A 15,253-nucleotide genomic window follows, 5' to 3' on the forward strand; every position below is an offset into this window, starting at 1 on the left:
TTAAGCCGCCTGCGCCACGCAGTGCTCGATCAACGCTTCCAGTTCCTCCTGGTACGCACGCATCAAACCCTCGACAGTCTCGGCACGGTAGCGGCGGGTGCTGAAGATGCAACGCAGCGCCAGGCGCCCGTCGTACACCTGACCCACCACTTCCAGCCAGTTACCGAGCGCGGCATGGGGGCTGTAGCAACTGCCGTAGCTTTCCGCCGCCGGCACCAGCAATGCCTTGTCGTCGAAGCTCTGGTCGAACTGCCCCAGGTAGTTGAACGTCAACCGGGCCTGGGGCGCACGCCCCAAGGTGGCGGCCATCGGCTCGCCGCTCATGTAGCGCAACACGCCGTAGCCCAAGCCCTTGTTCGGCACCGCGGACAACTGCCGTTGCACCGCCCGCACCGACGTGCCGATATCGGCTTCAGGGTTCGGGGCCAGTCGCACCGGGAACATGCTGGTGAACCAGCCCAGGCTGCGGCTCAGGTCGATGTCCTTGACCAAGTCCTCGCGACCATGCCCCTCCAACTGGATCAGCACCGAAGGCTGCTGGCTCCAACGGCACAACACCCGACTCAGCGCCGCCAGCAACACGTCGTTGATCTGCGTCTGGTAGACCGCCGGCACTTGTTTGAGCAACTGCTGGGTGTGCTGCTCCGACAAGCTCAAATGCGCCACCGACTGGTACTGCACCTGGTTCTTGCCCCGCAGGTTGTCACACGGCAACTCGCTGCCCGGCTGGTCGATCTGTTCCAGCCACCAGGCTTTTTCCTGCGCCGGATAATCCAGCGCATAGGCTTGCAGGCCCTCGGCCCAGGCCCGGTAGCTGCTGGTGCGAATCGGCAGGTTCGGCGCCTGGCCCTCACTGTAGGCCGTATAAGCGGTCTGCAAATCCTGCAGCAGCAAACGCCACGACACCGTGTCGATGACCAGGTGATGAATGACCATCAACACGCGGGTTTCACCGTTGCCCAAGGTCACGTGCGCCGTGCGCCACACCGGGCCGTTGTGCAGATCGAGGCTGCGTTGCACCTGTTCGGCGTACAACTCCAGCTCAGCCTCATCGGCCACGCTGTGCTGCCACAGCAAGGGTTCGCTGGCCCACTGCGCCTGCATGTCTTCCAGCGCCAGGTAATGCTGCAGGTGACGTCCGCCGGCTTCGCTGAAGCGCAGGCGCAAGGCGTCGTGCTGCTGCATCATGCCGCGCAACGCCAATTCCAACGCCGTCAGGTTCAACCCTTGGCGGGCCCGCAGCATCAGTGCCTGGTTGTAGTGATGGGGTTCGCTCATGCGCTGGTCGAACCACCACTGCTGGATCGGAATCAGGTTGAACTGCCCTTGGGCGGCCACCTGGGTCACATCCTCGGCCGTCACGGCGAGCGTGTTCGAACGCTGGTCGAAAATCGCCTCGATGGTCTGGCCGCGCATCAGGTCCCGCAGCTTGAGCTCCATCTTCAGCTCGCCATGATTGCGCACCCGCGAAACCACTTGCAGGCTGAGGATCGAGTCACCGCCCAACTCGAAGAAATTGTCGGTGATACCCACCCGCTCGACTTGCAACACCTCAGCCCAGACCTCGGCCAACAGTTGCTCATCGCGGTTGCGCCCCGGCACATACTCGCTGCCCTTGAACTCCGGCTCCGGCAGGGCCTGGCGATCGAGCTTGCCGTTCGGCGTGACCGGCAACGCCTCCAGGCAGATCACCTGGGCCGGCACCATGTAGTCCGGCAATTGCGCCCGCAGCTCGACCTTGAGCCGATCGCCGATGGCCACGCCATCGGGGGTAACCACGTAGCCGATCAGTTGCTTGCCCGAGGCGCTGTCCCGGGCGATCACCAACGCATCGCTGACGTCGTCCAGTTGCCGCAGGCTGGCCTCGACTTCCCCCAGTTCGATGCGGAAGCCCCGCACCTTGATCTGGTGGTCGATACGCCCGACGTAATCGAGCACGCCGTCGGCGCGCTGGCGCACCAGGTCGCCGCTGCGATACAGGCGATCGCCCGGCTGGCCGAACGGGTCCGGCACGAAGCGCTCGGCACTCAGGTCCGGGCGACGGTGATAACCACGGGCGATGCCCGCGCCACCGATGTACAACTCGCCGGCAATGCCCGGCGGCAACGGGTTGAGGTGGTCGTCGAGCACATACAAGGCGCGCTCGCCCACCGCACGCCCGATCGGCGCGTAGGCGGCCTCGCAACGTTGGCTGGCCGGCACCTTCCACAGCATAGGTGTGACCACGGTTTCCGTCGGGCCGTAGCCGTTGGTGAAGAATTGCGGGCGCAGCGCCGCCTTCACTTGCTCGAAGGTCTGGTCCGGCACCGCATCGCCGCCGAAGCAGTACACCCGCACCGGCGGTGGCGCCAGTTGGCTGTGGGCGACGTATTCGGCCAGTTGCTTGAGGTAGGCCGGCGGGAAGCAGGCGATGGTAATGCCATGGCGGTGCAAGGCGTCGAAGGTCTGCTCCGGTGTCCACAGTGCGCCGTCGCGAATCACCAGGGTGCCGCCGCTGAACAACGTGCTCAACCAGCGTTCATGGGCACCGTCGAAGGCGAACGACATGAAGTGCAGCTCACGAGTGTCCTCGTCCATGTCATACAGCCCGGCGATGGCCTGGCAGTGCATGCTCATCGGCCCGTGCGCCACGGCGACACCCTTGGGTCGACCGGTGGAACCCGAGGTGTAGATCAGGTAGGCCAGGTTGCCGTCGAGCAAACCGCTGCGCGGCGGCAAGTCGCTGTAGCCATGGCTGTCGAAACCGTCGATGGCCAGGCGCGGCAAACCGTCGAGATCCGGCAAGCGCCCCTGTACCCGGCTGTGGGTCAGCAACAGCGCCATGGCCGAATCGTCGATCATGAACGCCAGGCGCTCGGGTGGATAATCGATGTCCAGCGGCACATACGCCGAGCCGCTTTTCATCACCGCCAGCAGCGCCACGACCATGTCCACCGAGCGCTCCAAAGCCACGCCGACCACCACTTCCGGGCCGGCGCCGAGTTCGATCAAGCGGTGGGCCAGGCGGTTGGCCCGGCGCTCCAGTTCGCCGTAACTCAACGAATCGTCGCCACACACCAGCGCCGTGGCCAGCGGACGCGACCGGGCATGCCGGCCAATCAGCTCCGGCAACTGCTGCGGCTGATAGCAGCCGTTCGGCGCCGCGCTCCATTGTTCGAAGGCCTGCCATTGTTCCACCGACAAGCGCTGCAAATTGCCCAGGCACGCGTGGGGTGCATGGATCATCGCTTCCAGGGTGTCTTCCATCGTCCGGCGGATGCGTTCCACCGCTTCGACACTGAAGGCGTTGCGCAGGAACAGATACTCGATGGACAGCGTTTCGCCCAGGTTGACCGCCAGGTCCATCGGGAAGTTGGTCACGTCATGGTTACGCGACTCGCCGAAGCTCAGGCCGGTGTCCTGCTGCTCGCCCAGGCGTTCGTCGATGGGGTAGTTCTCGAACACGATGATGCTGTCGAACAAGCCCTGCCCGCCGAGGCCCGACCAGCGCTGGATGTCCGCCAGTGGCGCATGGGAATGCTCACGCAGGTCCAGGTTGTAGGCCTGCAACTGTTGCAGCCATTGATCCAGTGGCTGCTCGGGATCCAGGGTCTGGATCACCGGCAAGGTGTTGATGAACAGGCCGAGAATGTTATCGGCGTTGACCAGCCCCGCCGGACGCCCGGCGACGGTGGCGCCGAAGACCACGGTGTCCTGCCCGGTAAAGCGTTGCAGCAACAACAGCCACGCCCCTTGGATCAAGGTATTGGGGGTGATCTGCAAGGCGCGGCAGGCCTGTTGCAGGCGAGCGGTTTGCGTCACGTCCCAGCGCGAATACAACGCCTCGTGCCCCGGCAGTGCCTCGGCGTGACGCGGGAACATCGCCTGGTTGAGGGAGGTCGCCTGCTCCAGGGTATCGAGGCGGCTGCGCCAGAAGCGTTCCAGCGCACCCTGGTCCTGGCGTTGCAGCCATTCGATGAACTCGCGATAGCGACCATTGCGGTTGGGCACCTGCCCGTGGGCGTAGAATTGCAGCACTTCACCGAACAACCGCGAACTGCTCCACCCATCCATGAGGATGTGGTGGCAGGTCCAGATCATCTGGTAGCGATCATCTTCCAGGCGCAGCAACAGCACCCGTTGCAGGGGCGCGCGGCTCAAGTCGAAACCGGCCAGGTAGTCGGCGGTCGCCCGGGCGCTGATCGCCTGCTCGCTGATGTCCTGTCCACGCCAGTCTTCGACCTGCAGCGGCAATTCAACGTGGCGATGGACGATTTGCACCGGCGCGCTCAAGCCATCCTGCCAGTGGAAACTGGTGCGCAGGATGTCCTCGCGCTCGATTACCGAGGTCCAGGCCCGGGCGAAACGCTCCGTGTCCAGGCCATGCACCGGCAGGCTGATCTGGTTGATGTACAAGCCGGAGCTGTCGTCGGCCAGGGTGTGGAACAACATGCCGTCCTGCATCGGCGACAGTGGATAGATGTCCTCCACCTGCGCCACCGGCACCGGCAGGCCGTTGAGTTGCGCCTGGCTCAGGCGCGCCAGCGGGAAGTCGGAAGGTGTCAGGCCCAGGTGCCCGTCGGTGCAGCAATGGTCGATCAGTTGCTGCAACGCCACCGCGTAGGCATCGGCCAACTGCTGGAGCGTGGCCTCGTCGAAGACATCGCCACTGAAGGTCCAATCGAGGGACAACTGGCCGTTGAAAATCCGCCCGTCGATGGTCAGCCAGTTGCCCAGCGCCACATCGTCGCCGTGCCCTGCGCCACTGCGCTCCTCACTCGGCACGAACAGCGCCTGTTCATCGAAGCTCTGGTCGAACTGCCCCAGGTAGTTGAAGGTGATGCGCGCTGGCGGCAGTTTTGCCAGCCGTTGCTGGACCGCTTCGGCGCCCAGGTAACGCAGGACGCCGTAGCCCAAGCCCTTGTTCGGCACTGCGCGCAGTTGTTCCTTGATCCGCTTGATCGACTCGGCCGGGTCGCTCGCCGGCGTCAGCAACACCGGGAACAGGCTGGTGAACCAACCGACGGTGCGACTCAGGTCAACGCCCTCGAACAGCTCTTCGCGGCCATGGCCTTCGAGTTGCACCAGGCAGGCCGGTTGCCCGGTCCATTGGCAGACCACTTGCGCCAATGCGCTGAGCAGCAAATCGTTGACCTGGGTGCGATAGGCCGTCGGCGCTTGCTTGAGCAAACGCTGGGTCTGGTTGGCATCCAGGCGCGTGCTCACCGAACGGCCATGGACCGCAGCCTGGCTGCCCTCGGGACGGGCCCGTGGCAATGGCGGCAAGGGCTGGTCCAGTTGCCCGACCCAGTAATCCAGTTCCTTGTTCAGGGTTTCGCTGTGGGCGTAGTCCTGCAACCGGGCGGCCCAGGCCTTGAACGCCGTGGACTTGCCCGGCAAGGTCGGCGCCTGGTTCGTCCGCAATTGGCGATAGACGTTTTGCAGGTCTTCCAGCAGCACCCGCCACGACACGCCGTCCATGACCAGGTGATGAATCGCCAGGTGCAGGCGCGCACTGCCGTCCTGCACCGCGATCAGGCTGCAACGCAGCAACGGGCCGTGTTGCAGGTCGAGGCTACGTTGCGCCTGGTCGGCGATGGCGACGATCTCGGTGGCATCCTGCGCAGTGCGCTGCCAGATCTCCAGGGGCTGCTCATCCATGGCCTGGTGGCTGGCGCGCCAACGGCCATCGTCGGCTTGGGTGAACCGCAGGCGCAAGGCATCGTGATGGGCCACCACGTGAGCGAGGGCCTGTTGCAGGTGCGCGATGTCCAGCGGTTCGCGCGGGGTCAGCAGGACCGATTGGTTCCAGTGGTCTCGATGCGGGATGTCACTGGCGAAGAACCAGTGCTGCATCGGCACCAACAGGCTGTCGCCGGTGACCGGCCCCTGGTCGATCAGCCCTTCGTCGGTGGCGGTGGCGACCCGCGCCAGGGCCTGGATGTTCTGGTGCAGGAACAGGTCCTTGGGGGTCAGGCCAATGCCTTGGGCACGCGCCCGGCTGACCACCTGGATCGAGTTGATCGAGTCGCCGCCCAGGGCGAAGAAGTTGTCGGCGGTGCCCACCCGCTCGGCGCCGAGCACCCCTTGCCAAATCTCCACCAGCGCCCGCTCGATGGCGTTGACCGGTGCGGTGAACGCCTCTTGGCGCTCGGCCAGGTCCGGCGCCGGTAGCGCCTTGCGGTCGAGCTTGCCGTTCGGGCTCAGTGGCATGTGTTCCAGGCGGGTCAGGTGCGTCGGCACCATGTGTTCCGGCAGGCTCAGGCGCAAATGGCCCAGGAGCGCTTCACGCAATTGCGACCAAGCGCCGGTTGCCTCGGCCTGGGCGACCACGTAGCCACTCAGCACCTTGCCGCTGCGGCTGTCCTGGGCCACCACCACCGCTTCGCGCACCGCCCCGTGTTCGAGCAAACGTGCTTCGATTTCCCCCAACTCGATACGGAACCCGCGGACTTTCACCTGATGGTCGATCCGACCGATGTAGTCGATCACCCCGTCCGGGCGATAACGCGCCAGGTCGCCGGTGCGGTACAGCCGTTCGCCGGCCACGAACGGGCTGGCGACGAAACGCTCGGCGGTCAGTTCGGGACGGCGATGATAACCGCGGGCCAGGCCCTGGCCGCTGAGGTACAGCTCGCCGTTGACGCCGCTCGGCACCGGGTTCAGTTCATCGTCGAGGATGTAGGTCATCAGGTTGGCAATCGGCTCGCCAATCGGCACCGCATCGCGCCCTTCGTCGCGGCAGGTCCAATGGGTCACGTCGATGGCCGCTTCGGTCGGACCGTAGAGGTTATACAGCCGGGCATTGGGCAACTTGGCGAACACCTGCTGCTGGGCATCCACCGGCAGGGCTTCGCCGCTGCAGACGATGCGAGCCAGGCTGGTGCAACGGCTGACGTTGGCGTCGAGCACAAACGCTTGCAGCATCGACGGCACGAAATGCAGGGTGGTAATGGTTTCCCGTTCGATCAGGCTGACCAGTTTTTGCGGATCGCGATGATCGCCCGGTGCCGCGACAACCAGGCGCACGCCGGTCATCAACGGCCAGAAGAACTCCCAGACCGACACGTCGAAACTGAACGGCGTCTTCTGCAGGACGCTGTCACCGGCCCCCAGGCCATAGGCCTGTTGCATCCAGCACAAGCGGTTGGTCAGCGCGCCATGGCTGTTGCCGGCGCCCTTGGGCTTGCCGGTGGAGCCGGAGGTGTAGATCACGTAGGCGAGGTTCTCGGCGACGGCCCGGCGTGGTGGGTTGTCGGTGGCGTTGTCTCGCAGCCAGTCGTCATCCCCATCCAGCACCAGCGTCTTGACGCCACCCCTCCCTGTGGGAGCGAGCTTGCTCGCGATGAGGCCCTCACCTTCAACTGAACCACCGCTATCGCGAGCAAGCTCGCTCCCACAGGACAGGGGTAGCGGGTTGAGCAATGAGCCTTGGGTCAGCAGCAACTCGATGCCACTGTCCTCGATCATGTAGGCCAGGCGCTCCGGCGGGTAGTCCGGGTCCAGCGGCACGTAGGCGCCGCCGGCCTTGAGGATCGCCAGCAGGCCAACGACCATTTCCACGCTGCGCTGCACCGAGATGCCCACCAGCACATCCGGGCCGACGCCGCGGGCGATCAAGGCGTGGGCCAACTGGTTGGCGCGGGCGTTGAGCTGGGCATAGCTCAGCGACTGCCCTTCGAACACCAGCGCCTCGGCGTGGGGGTCACGCTCGACCTGGGCTTCGATCAACTGATGCACCGGGAGATGGTTCGGGTAATCGGCGAAGGTGCGGTTCCAGTCCTCGACAATCAGGCGCCGCTGCGCCCCGTCCAGCATCGGCAGTTCGGCGATGCGCTGGGTCGGGTTGGCGACGATGGCGCGCAACAGGTTCAGCCAGTGCTCGCCGAGGCGGGCGATGGTGCTCGGCTCGAACAGGTCGCTGGCATAAGTCAGCGCGGCGCTGAGGCCATCGGCATATTCAAAAGTGTCCAGAGTCAGGTCGAACTGGGCGGTGCCTGCATCCCAGGTCAGTTGCTCCAGCTTCAGGCCCGGCAACGCCGACAGGTCCCGGCGGGCATCGCTGGCATGGTTGAACATCACCTGGAACAGCGGCGTGTGGCTCAGGTTGCGCGCTGGCTCCAGCCGCTCCACCAGTTGTTCAAATGGCAGGTCCTGGTGGGCCTGGGCACCCAATGCGCGTTGCTTGACCTGATCGAGCAACTGGTCGAATCGCAGGTTGCCGTCGATGTCGGCCTTGAGCACCTGGGTGTTGACGAAGAAGCCCAGCAGGCGCTCGGTTTCCACCCGGTTACGGTTGGCAATCGGCACGCCGACGCGGATGTCGTCCTGGCCGCTGTAGCGGTGCAACAAGGTCTGCAAGCCCGCGAGCAAGAGCATGAACAGCGTGCTGTTGTGCTGCTGGGCCAGGCGCTTGAGGCCTTCGGCCAACGCCGGTTCGATGACGATGGGCAGCCGTGCGCCGCGATGACTTTGCTGGGCCGGGCGCGGATGGTCGGTCGGCAGTTCGAGAATCGGTTGCTCGCCACCCAACTGCTCGATCCAGTAATCGAGTTGACGCTGCTGCTCCCCCGCCGCCAGCCATTGCCGCTGCCAGAGCGCGTAGTCGGCGTACTGGATCGGCAGCGGCGCCAGTTCCACGGCCTGGCCCTGGCTGAAACCTGCGTACAACTGCAGCAGGTCGTCGACCATGATCTGCATCGACCAGGCATCGGAGACGATGTGGTGCTGGGTCAGGATCAGCACATGATCATCAGCGCCCAGTTGCAGCCACTTGACCCGCAGCAACGGGCCGCGCTGCAAATCGAACAACTGCCGGGTTTCGGCTTCGATCAAGCCACGCAAGGCCTGGTCATCGACAGTGGCGTCGATTGATTCGACCGCCAGGGCCAGCGGCGCCGGTTCGTCGATCACTTGCAGGGGGCGCTCGTTGTCGAGCACGAAACGGGTCCGCAGGCTCTCATGACGCGCCACCAGCGCATCGAAGCTCTGTTGCAGCGCGGCACGGTCGAGGGCACCGCGCAAACGCAGCGCTGTGGGAATGTGATAGGCGCTGCTGGTGGGTTCCAGTTGCCAGAGGAACCACTGCCGTTGCTGGGCAAAAGAGAGCGCCAGCGGCTGGTCGCGAGCAATGCGTGGGATGCTCGCTTCATCGTGCGCCGATGCCGTGCCCATGGCCTCGACAAACGCCCGCAGGCTGTGATGGGCGAACAACAGGCGCAACGGCACCTGAATATTCAGTTGCTGGCGAATCCGTGACATCACCTGGGTCGCCAGCAAGGAGTGGCCACCCAGTTCAAAGAAACTGTCGTCCAGGCCGACCCGCTGGACCTTGAGGATATCGGCCCAGATCGCCGCCACTGCCTGCTGCGTGGGCGTCTGCGGCGCGACATAGGTTTTCTGCCATTGGCTGGCATCGGGCTTGGGCAATTGCTTGCGGTCCAGCTTGCCGTTGGGCGTCAGCGGGAAGCGCGGCAACAGCACCACGTGGGACGGCACCATGTAGTCGGGCAGGTTGATCTTGAGCCGTGTGGTGAGGCTGTCGCGCAGGCCGCTCTGGGCGGTGGCGTCCAGGTCGCTCAGTTCTGTGCTCGGCACGATGTACGCCACCAACGCCTGGCCGCCCGGCGCGTCCTGGGCCAGCACCGCCGCTTCGCGCACGCTGTCCTGTTCCAGCAGGCGCGCCTCGATCTCTCCCAGCTCGATGCGAAAGCCGCGGATCTTCACTTGATGGTCGATGCGCCCGAGGTATTCGAGGATCCCGTCGGCACGCTGGCGCGCCAGGTCACCGGTGCGATACAGGCGCTCGCCGGCGACAAACGGATGGGGCACGAAGCGTTCGGCGGTCAGCGCCGGGCGCTGGAAATAACCACGGGCCAGGCCCTGGCCGCCGATCAGCAATTCCCCGGCCACGCCATAAGGCACCGGCATCAGGTCGGCACCGACGATGTACAGCGTGGTGTTGTCGATGGGCCCGCCGAGCCACGGTTGCGCGGCCTGGGTTTGCAACGGGTGCAAGGCCGACCAGATGGTGGTTTCCGTCGGGCCATAGAGGTTCCACACTTCACCGCCGAGAGCGAGCATGCGCACGGCCAGTTCCCGGGGCAGCGCCTCGCCCCCGCACAGGCATTTGCAGCCGCGCAGACCCTGGGCGTTTTCATTGTCCAGCAACATGCGCCAGGTCGACGGCGTGGCTTGCAGCACATTGACCTGCTCGGCCGCGATCAATGCCAATACCGCGTATGGGTCCTGGGCGACGTGTTGGCCGGTCAGCACGATGCATGCGCCGACCATCAGCGGCACGTAGATTTCCAGGCCGAATATATCGAACGAGAACGTGGTCAGCGACAACGCCCGATCCTGGGCCGTCATGCCCGGTGCCTTGGCCATGCTCGCGACGAAGTTGGTCAGCGCGCCGTGGCGCACCATGACGCCCTTGGGCTTGCCGGTGGAGCCGGAGGTGTAGATCGCGTAAGCCAGGTGTTCTGCATCCAGGCGCGTCGCCGGCGCCTCGCTGCTATAGCCGTCGAGCCAGTCGCCTTCCTGGTCCAATACCAATGTCTTAACGCCAACCCCGCCCCCTGTGGGAGCGAGCTTGCTCGCGATAGCGTCGGCACACCCAACATCGTCATTCACTGAACCACCGCCATCGCGAGCAAGCTCGCTCCCACAGGACAGCGGTAGCTGGTCGAGCAACGAGCGTTGGGTCAGCAGCAGCTCGATGCCGCTGTCTTCGATCATGTACGCCAGGCGGTCCTGGGGGAACGCCGGGTCCAGCGGCAAGTAGGCGCCGCCGGCCTTGAGGATCGCCAGCAGGCCCACCACCATGTGCGCGCTGCGCTCCACGGCAATGCCCACCAGGACATCGGATGTCACGCCGAGGCTCTGCAGTTTCCCCGCCAGTTGATTGGCCCGGGCATTGAGTTGGCCGTAGCTCCAGCGCTCGCCGTCGATCACCAGCGCCGGGGCGTCCGGGGTGCGCGCCGCTTGTCGCTCGAATAGTCGGTGGACAAAACTCGCCTCGGGCGCCGGCACCGCGGTGCGCTGGCCGTCGTCGAGCAAGGCCTGGCGCTCGGCCGCGTCGAGCAACGGCAATTCACCGATGCGCTGTGCCGGGTCGGCCACGATGGCGCGCAACAGGTTCTGCCAATGCCCGGCCATGCGCGCAATCGTCTCGGCACCAAACAGGTCGGTGGCATAAATCAGTGCAGCCGAAAGGCCTTCGCCATGCTCGACGGTTTCCAGGGTCAGGTCGAATTGTGCCGTGTGCGAGTCCCAGCTCAGCCCCTCGACTTGCAACGCACCGACCGGCCCCTCGCCCGCCGGGCCTTGGGTCCGGTGGTTGAACATCACTTGGAACAGCGGGCTGTGGCTCAGGTTGCGCTCAGGCTGCAACGCTTCGACCAATTGTTCGAACGGCAGCTCCTGGTGAGCCTGGGCGCCCAGGGCTGTCTGTTTCACTTGTTGCAGCAAGGCGCCAAACGCATCCTCGCTCTGCACATCGCTGTCGAGCACCTGGGTATTGACGAAAAAGCCGATCAGGCGCTCGGTCTCGACCCGGTTGCGGTTGGCCGTCGGCACGCCGACGCGGATGTCGTTCTGGCCGCTGTAGCGATGCAGCAGCGCCTGGAACGAGGCCAGCAAAATCATGAACAGGCTGACGCCCTCACGCTGGGCCATGTGCTTGAGATCGCCGGCCAGTACCGCGTCGATGGCGAGCTCCAGCCGCGCGCCGCGATAGCTCATCACCGCCGGACGGGGGAAGTCGGTCGGCAGCTCCAGCACCGGTTGCTGGCCCCCCAAGCGTGCGGTCCAGTATTCCAACTGGCGTTCGCGCTCGCCCGCTTCCATCCAGTGCCGTTGCCAGATGGCATAGTCGGCGTACTGGATCGGCAGCGCCGGTAGTTCCAGCGCGCGGCCCTGGCTGAAGGCGGCGTAGCCGTTGACCAATTCCTCGACTATCACCTGCATCGACCAGCCATCGGCAACGATGTGGTGCAAGGTCACGATCAGCACATGGTCATCCGCCGCCAACCGCAGCAGGCGCGTACGCAGCAGCGGCCCCTGTTGCAGGTCGAAGAGCTGGCGGGTTTCTGCTTCGATCAACCGGCGCAGCTGCGTCTCGTCCGGCAATGGTTCCAGGGTGTCGGCCTGCAAACGCACCGGCGCCGCTGCATGCACGTGCTGCACGACCTGCTCGCCATGGATCTGGAAGGTGGTGCGCAGGCTTTCGTGACGCGCCACCAACGCCGTGAAACTCTGCTCCAGCGCAGCGATGTCCAGCGGCCCGCGCAAGCGCAGGGCCGTGGGCATGTGATAGGCCGCGCTGTCGGGGTCCAACTGCCAGAGGAACCATTGGCGTTCCTGGGCAAACGACAGCGACAACGTGTCGAACTCGGCACTGACAGGCGCAATGGGCAGGTTCGCCGGGGAAACGTTCTCTTCGAGCATTTTCTGCAAGTACAAGCGACGTTTTTCCAGCGGCAGCGTTATGAAGCGCCTGGCAATACGTTGTGCGACAGCGGTGTCCATCAAACCTCCTCAAATTCATCGAGCAGCGCTTCAAGCTTGCTCAATTTCGACGTACTCATGGGTTCGCCGGCAGGCTCGAGTTGCGCCACGAACGCGCCGAGTACCGGGAATTGGAAAATCAGTTGCGGGGTCAAGGTCAGGCCCAGTTCCAGTTGCAGGCGCGAGACCACGCTCACCACCAGCAGCGAATGCCCGCCCAGCTCGAAGAAGTCGTCGCCCAGCCCGACCTGCTCGACCTTGAGCACGTCTTGCCAGATCGCCGCGACCTGGCATTCCAGGTCGCTCCGGGGCGCCAGGTAAGCCGATTGCAGGGCACGGGTGTCCGGTGCCGGCAAGGCCTTGCGATCGAGCTTGCCGTTAGGGGTCAGCGGCAAGCGGTCGAGGCAGACCCAATGGGTCGGCACCATGAAGTCCGGCACCTGGGCCGCCAGGCGCGCCTTGAGTCGGTCGCCCAGGCTGGCCGAATCCAGGGAGCCGTCCTGGCCGACCAGATAGGCCACCAGGTTCGGTCCGCTCACGTCGTCCCGCGCCAGCACCACCGCATCGCGCACCTCGGCATCGGCCTGCAGGCGCGCTTCGATTTCCCCCAGCTCGATGCGCAGGCCACGGATCTTCACTTGATGGTCGATCCGGCCGAGGTACTCGATCACCCCGTCCGCGCCATAACGCGCCAGGTCACCGGTGCGATACAGGCGACCGCCCGCAACGGGGGCGAAGGGATCGGGAATGAAGCGCTCGGCGCTCAGGGCCGGTCGCTGGTGGTAACCACGGGCCAGGGAATCACCGGCGATGTGCAACTCGCCGACGGCGCCCACGGCGCAAGGCTGCAATGCCGCATCCAGCACGTAGGTGCGCACGTTATCGATGGGACGACCAATGGCGATGATTCGCTCGGCGTCGTCCTCGCTGTCGCGCACCACGGCATGGCTGCTGGTGTCGATGGTCGCTTCGGTCGGGCCATACAGGTTGCGCAGTTCACCCTCGAACAGCGCCATGACCTGGCGCGACAGGTGCGCGCTGAGGGCTTCGCCACCGCACAGCAACAGGCGCAGGGAGGCCAGCTGTTCGCGGGTCGCCACTGGCAGCAAGGCCTGCAACAGCGACGGCGCCATTTGCAGCACGCTGATGCGCCACCGCGCCACGTCGGCCCAGAGGGTGGTCAGGTCGAGGTTCAGGTGCGGGTTGGCGAGCACCAGTTGCGCGCCGCTCATCAACGGCAGCCAGAACTCCCAGACCGAGGCATCGAAACTGATCGCGGTTTTTTGCAGGACGCGGTCGGCGGCCGTCAGTTTCAAGCAACCTTGCATCCACGCCATGTGGTTGCTCAGGGCGGCATGGCGCAAGGTCACGCCCTTGGGCTTGCCGGTGGAGCCGGAGGTGTAGATCACATAAGCGAGGTTTTCGCCGTCGATGACCACGCCAGGGTCGCGCTCGCTGTAGCCGGCCAGCCATTGCCCGGGTTGATCCAACAGCAGCGCGGCCACGGCAGCGTCGCCGAACAGCGGCAGCACCTCGGTTTCGGTGAGCAGCAAGGCGATGCCGCTGTCCTCGACCATGTACGCCAGGCGATCCCGGGGATAGGCCGGGTCCAGCGGCACGTAGGCGCCACCGGCCTTGAGCACCGCCAGCAAGCCGACGACCATCTGCACGCTGCGCGACAACGCCAGGCCCACCAATACATCGGGGCCAATGCCGCGTTCGATCAAGCCATGGGCCAGGCGATTGGCCCGGGCATTGAGCTCGGCGTAAGTGAGCGTTTCCTGCTCGCTGACCAGGGCGACCGCGTCCGGGCTGCTTTGGGCCTGGGCCTCGATCCATTGATGGACCAGGCGCCGAGGCGGCTCCGCCACCGACGTGGCGTTCCAGTCGCCCAGCAGCCTGTCGCGGGTCGTCGCATCCAGCAGTTGGATGTCGCCCACGCAACCGCCAGCCGGCAGGCTCACCATCTGCGCGAGCACGTGTGCCACCTGCTCAGCCAGGCGCTCGACGGTGTGTGTAGGGAAAGCAGCATGGGCATAGGTGAAGTGCAGGCTCAGGATGTCAGTTAGATTGACGGCCAGGGTCAACGGGAAATTAGTCTGTTCCTGGCTGGCCACGCTGCCGAAGCTCAAGCCCGAGGGCGCCTGCTCTTGCAGGGCCTGGGACACGGGGTAGTTTTCGAACACCAGCAAGGTGTCGAACAAACCGTCGCCGCCCTGCCCGGCCCAGCGCTGGATCTCGAACAGCGGCGTATGTTCGTGCTCGCGCAAGGCCACGTTCTGGCCCTGGACCTGTAGCAGCAGCTCGCTCAGCGCTTGCTCCGGACGCGGGCTGGCGATGACCGGCAAGGTGTTGATGAACAGGCCGATCTGCTGCTCGACGCCCTTGAGCTCGCTCGGACGCCCCGACACGGTGGCGCCGAAGGCCACGGTGGCGTGGCCGGTGTAGTGCTGCAGCAGCAACAGCCAGGTCGCCTGGACGACGGTGTTGAGGGTGACTTTCTGCTGGCGGGCGAACTCGCCCAGGCGTTGGGTCTGCTCCGGCGTCAGGTGGTGATAGTGACTGGCGTGGCTGCTTTCCAGCGCCGATTGCAGCGGCGCAAAACGGGTCTCGGCCAGACGCGTCGGCGCCTCCAGGGGTTGCAGTTGCGCCAGCCAGAAGGTTTCGCTGGCCTGGGCGTCGCGGCCTTGCAGCCAGGCGATGTAGTCCCGATAGCGCCCGGCCGGGCGCGGCAGGGCCTGGCCGTCATAGCGTTGCAGCACCT

2 protein-coding genes (1 of these 2 cut by a window edge) are annotated in these 15,253 nt (G+C 65.3%); both read right to left on the reverse strand.

Translation table 11 applies throughout. The features are described from left to right. The gene (locus tag J3P85_RS20290) at window positions 1-12,510 is read right to left on the reverse strand and encodes a non-ribosomal peptide synthase/polyketide synthase (protein WP_434703204.1); all 12,510 of its coding nucleotides are present in this window, start codon (window positions 12,508-12,510) and stop codon (window positions 1-3) included. Then, window positions 12,510-15,253, reverse strand: partial view of a non-ribosomal peptide synthase/polyketide synthase gene (locus J3P85_RS20295; RefSeq protein WP_434703205.1) — the 3' end only. It continues 8,344 nt past the right edge of the window; the window shows 2,744 of its 11,088 coding nt (coding positions 8,345-11,088); the start codon falls outside the window, past its right edge; its stop codon occupies window positions 12,510-12,512. Before J3P85_RS20295 ends, J3P85_RS20290 begins: the two co-directional genes overlap by 1 nt.

It is taken from the genome of Pseudomonas sp. Z1-12, from assembly GCF_051132015.1.
GTDB classification, from domain to species: Bacteria; Pseudomonadota; Gammaproteobacteria; order Pseudomonadales; family Pseudomonadaceae; genus Aquipseudomonas; species Aquipseudomonas zanjanensis.

Excerpts from the sequence above, each read along its gene's own strand:
- J3P85_RS20290 (WP_434703204.1), bottom strand. The coding sequence starts at position 12,510 with ATGGACACCGCTGTCGCACAACGTATTGCCAGGCGCTTCATAACGCTG.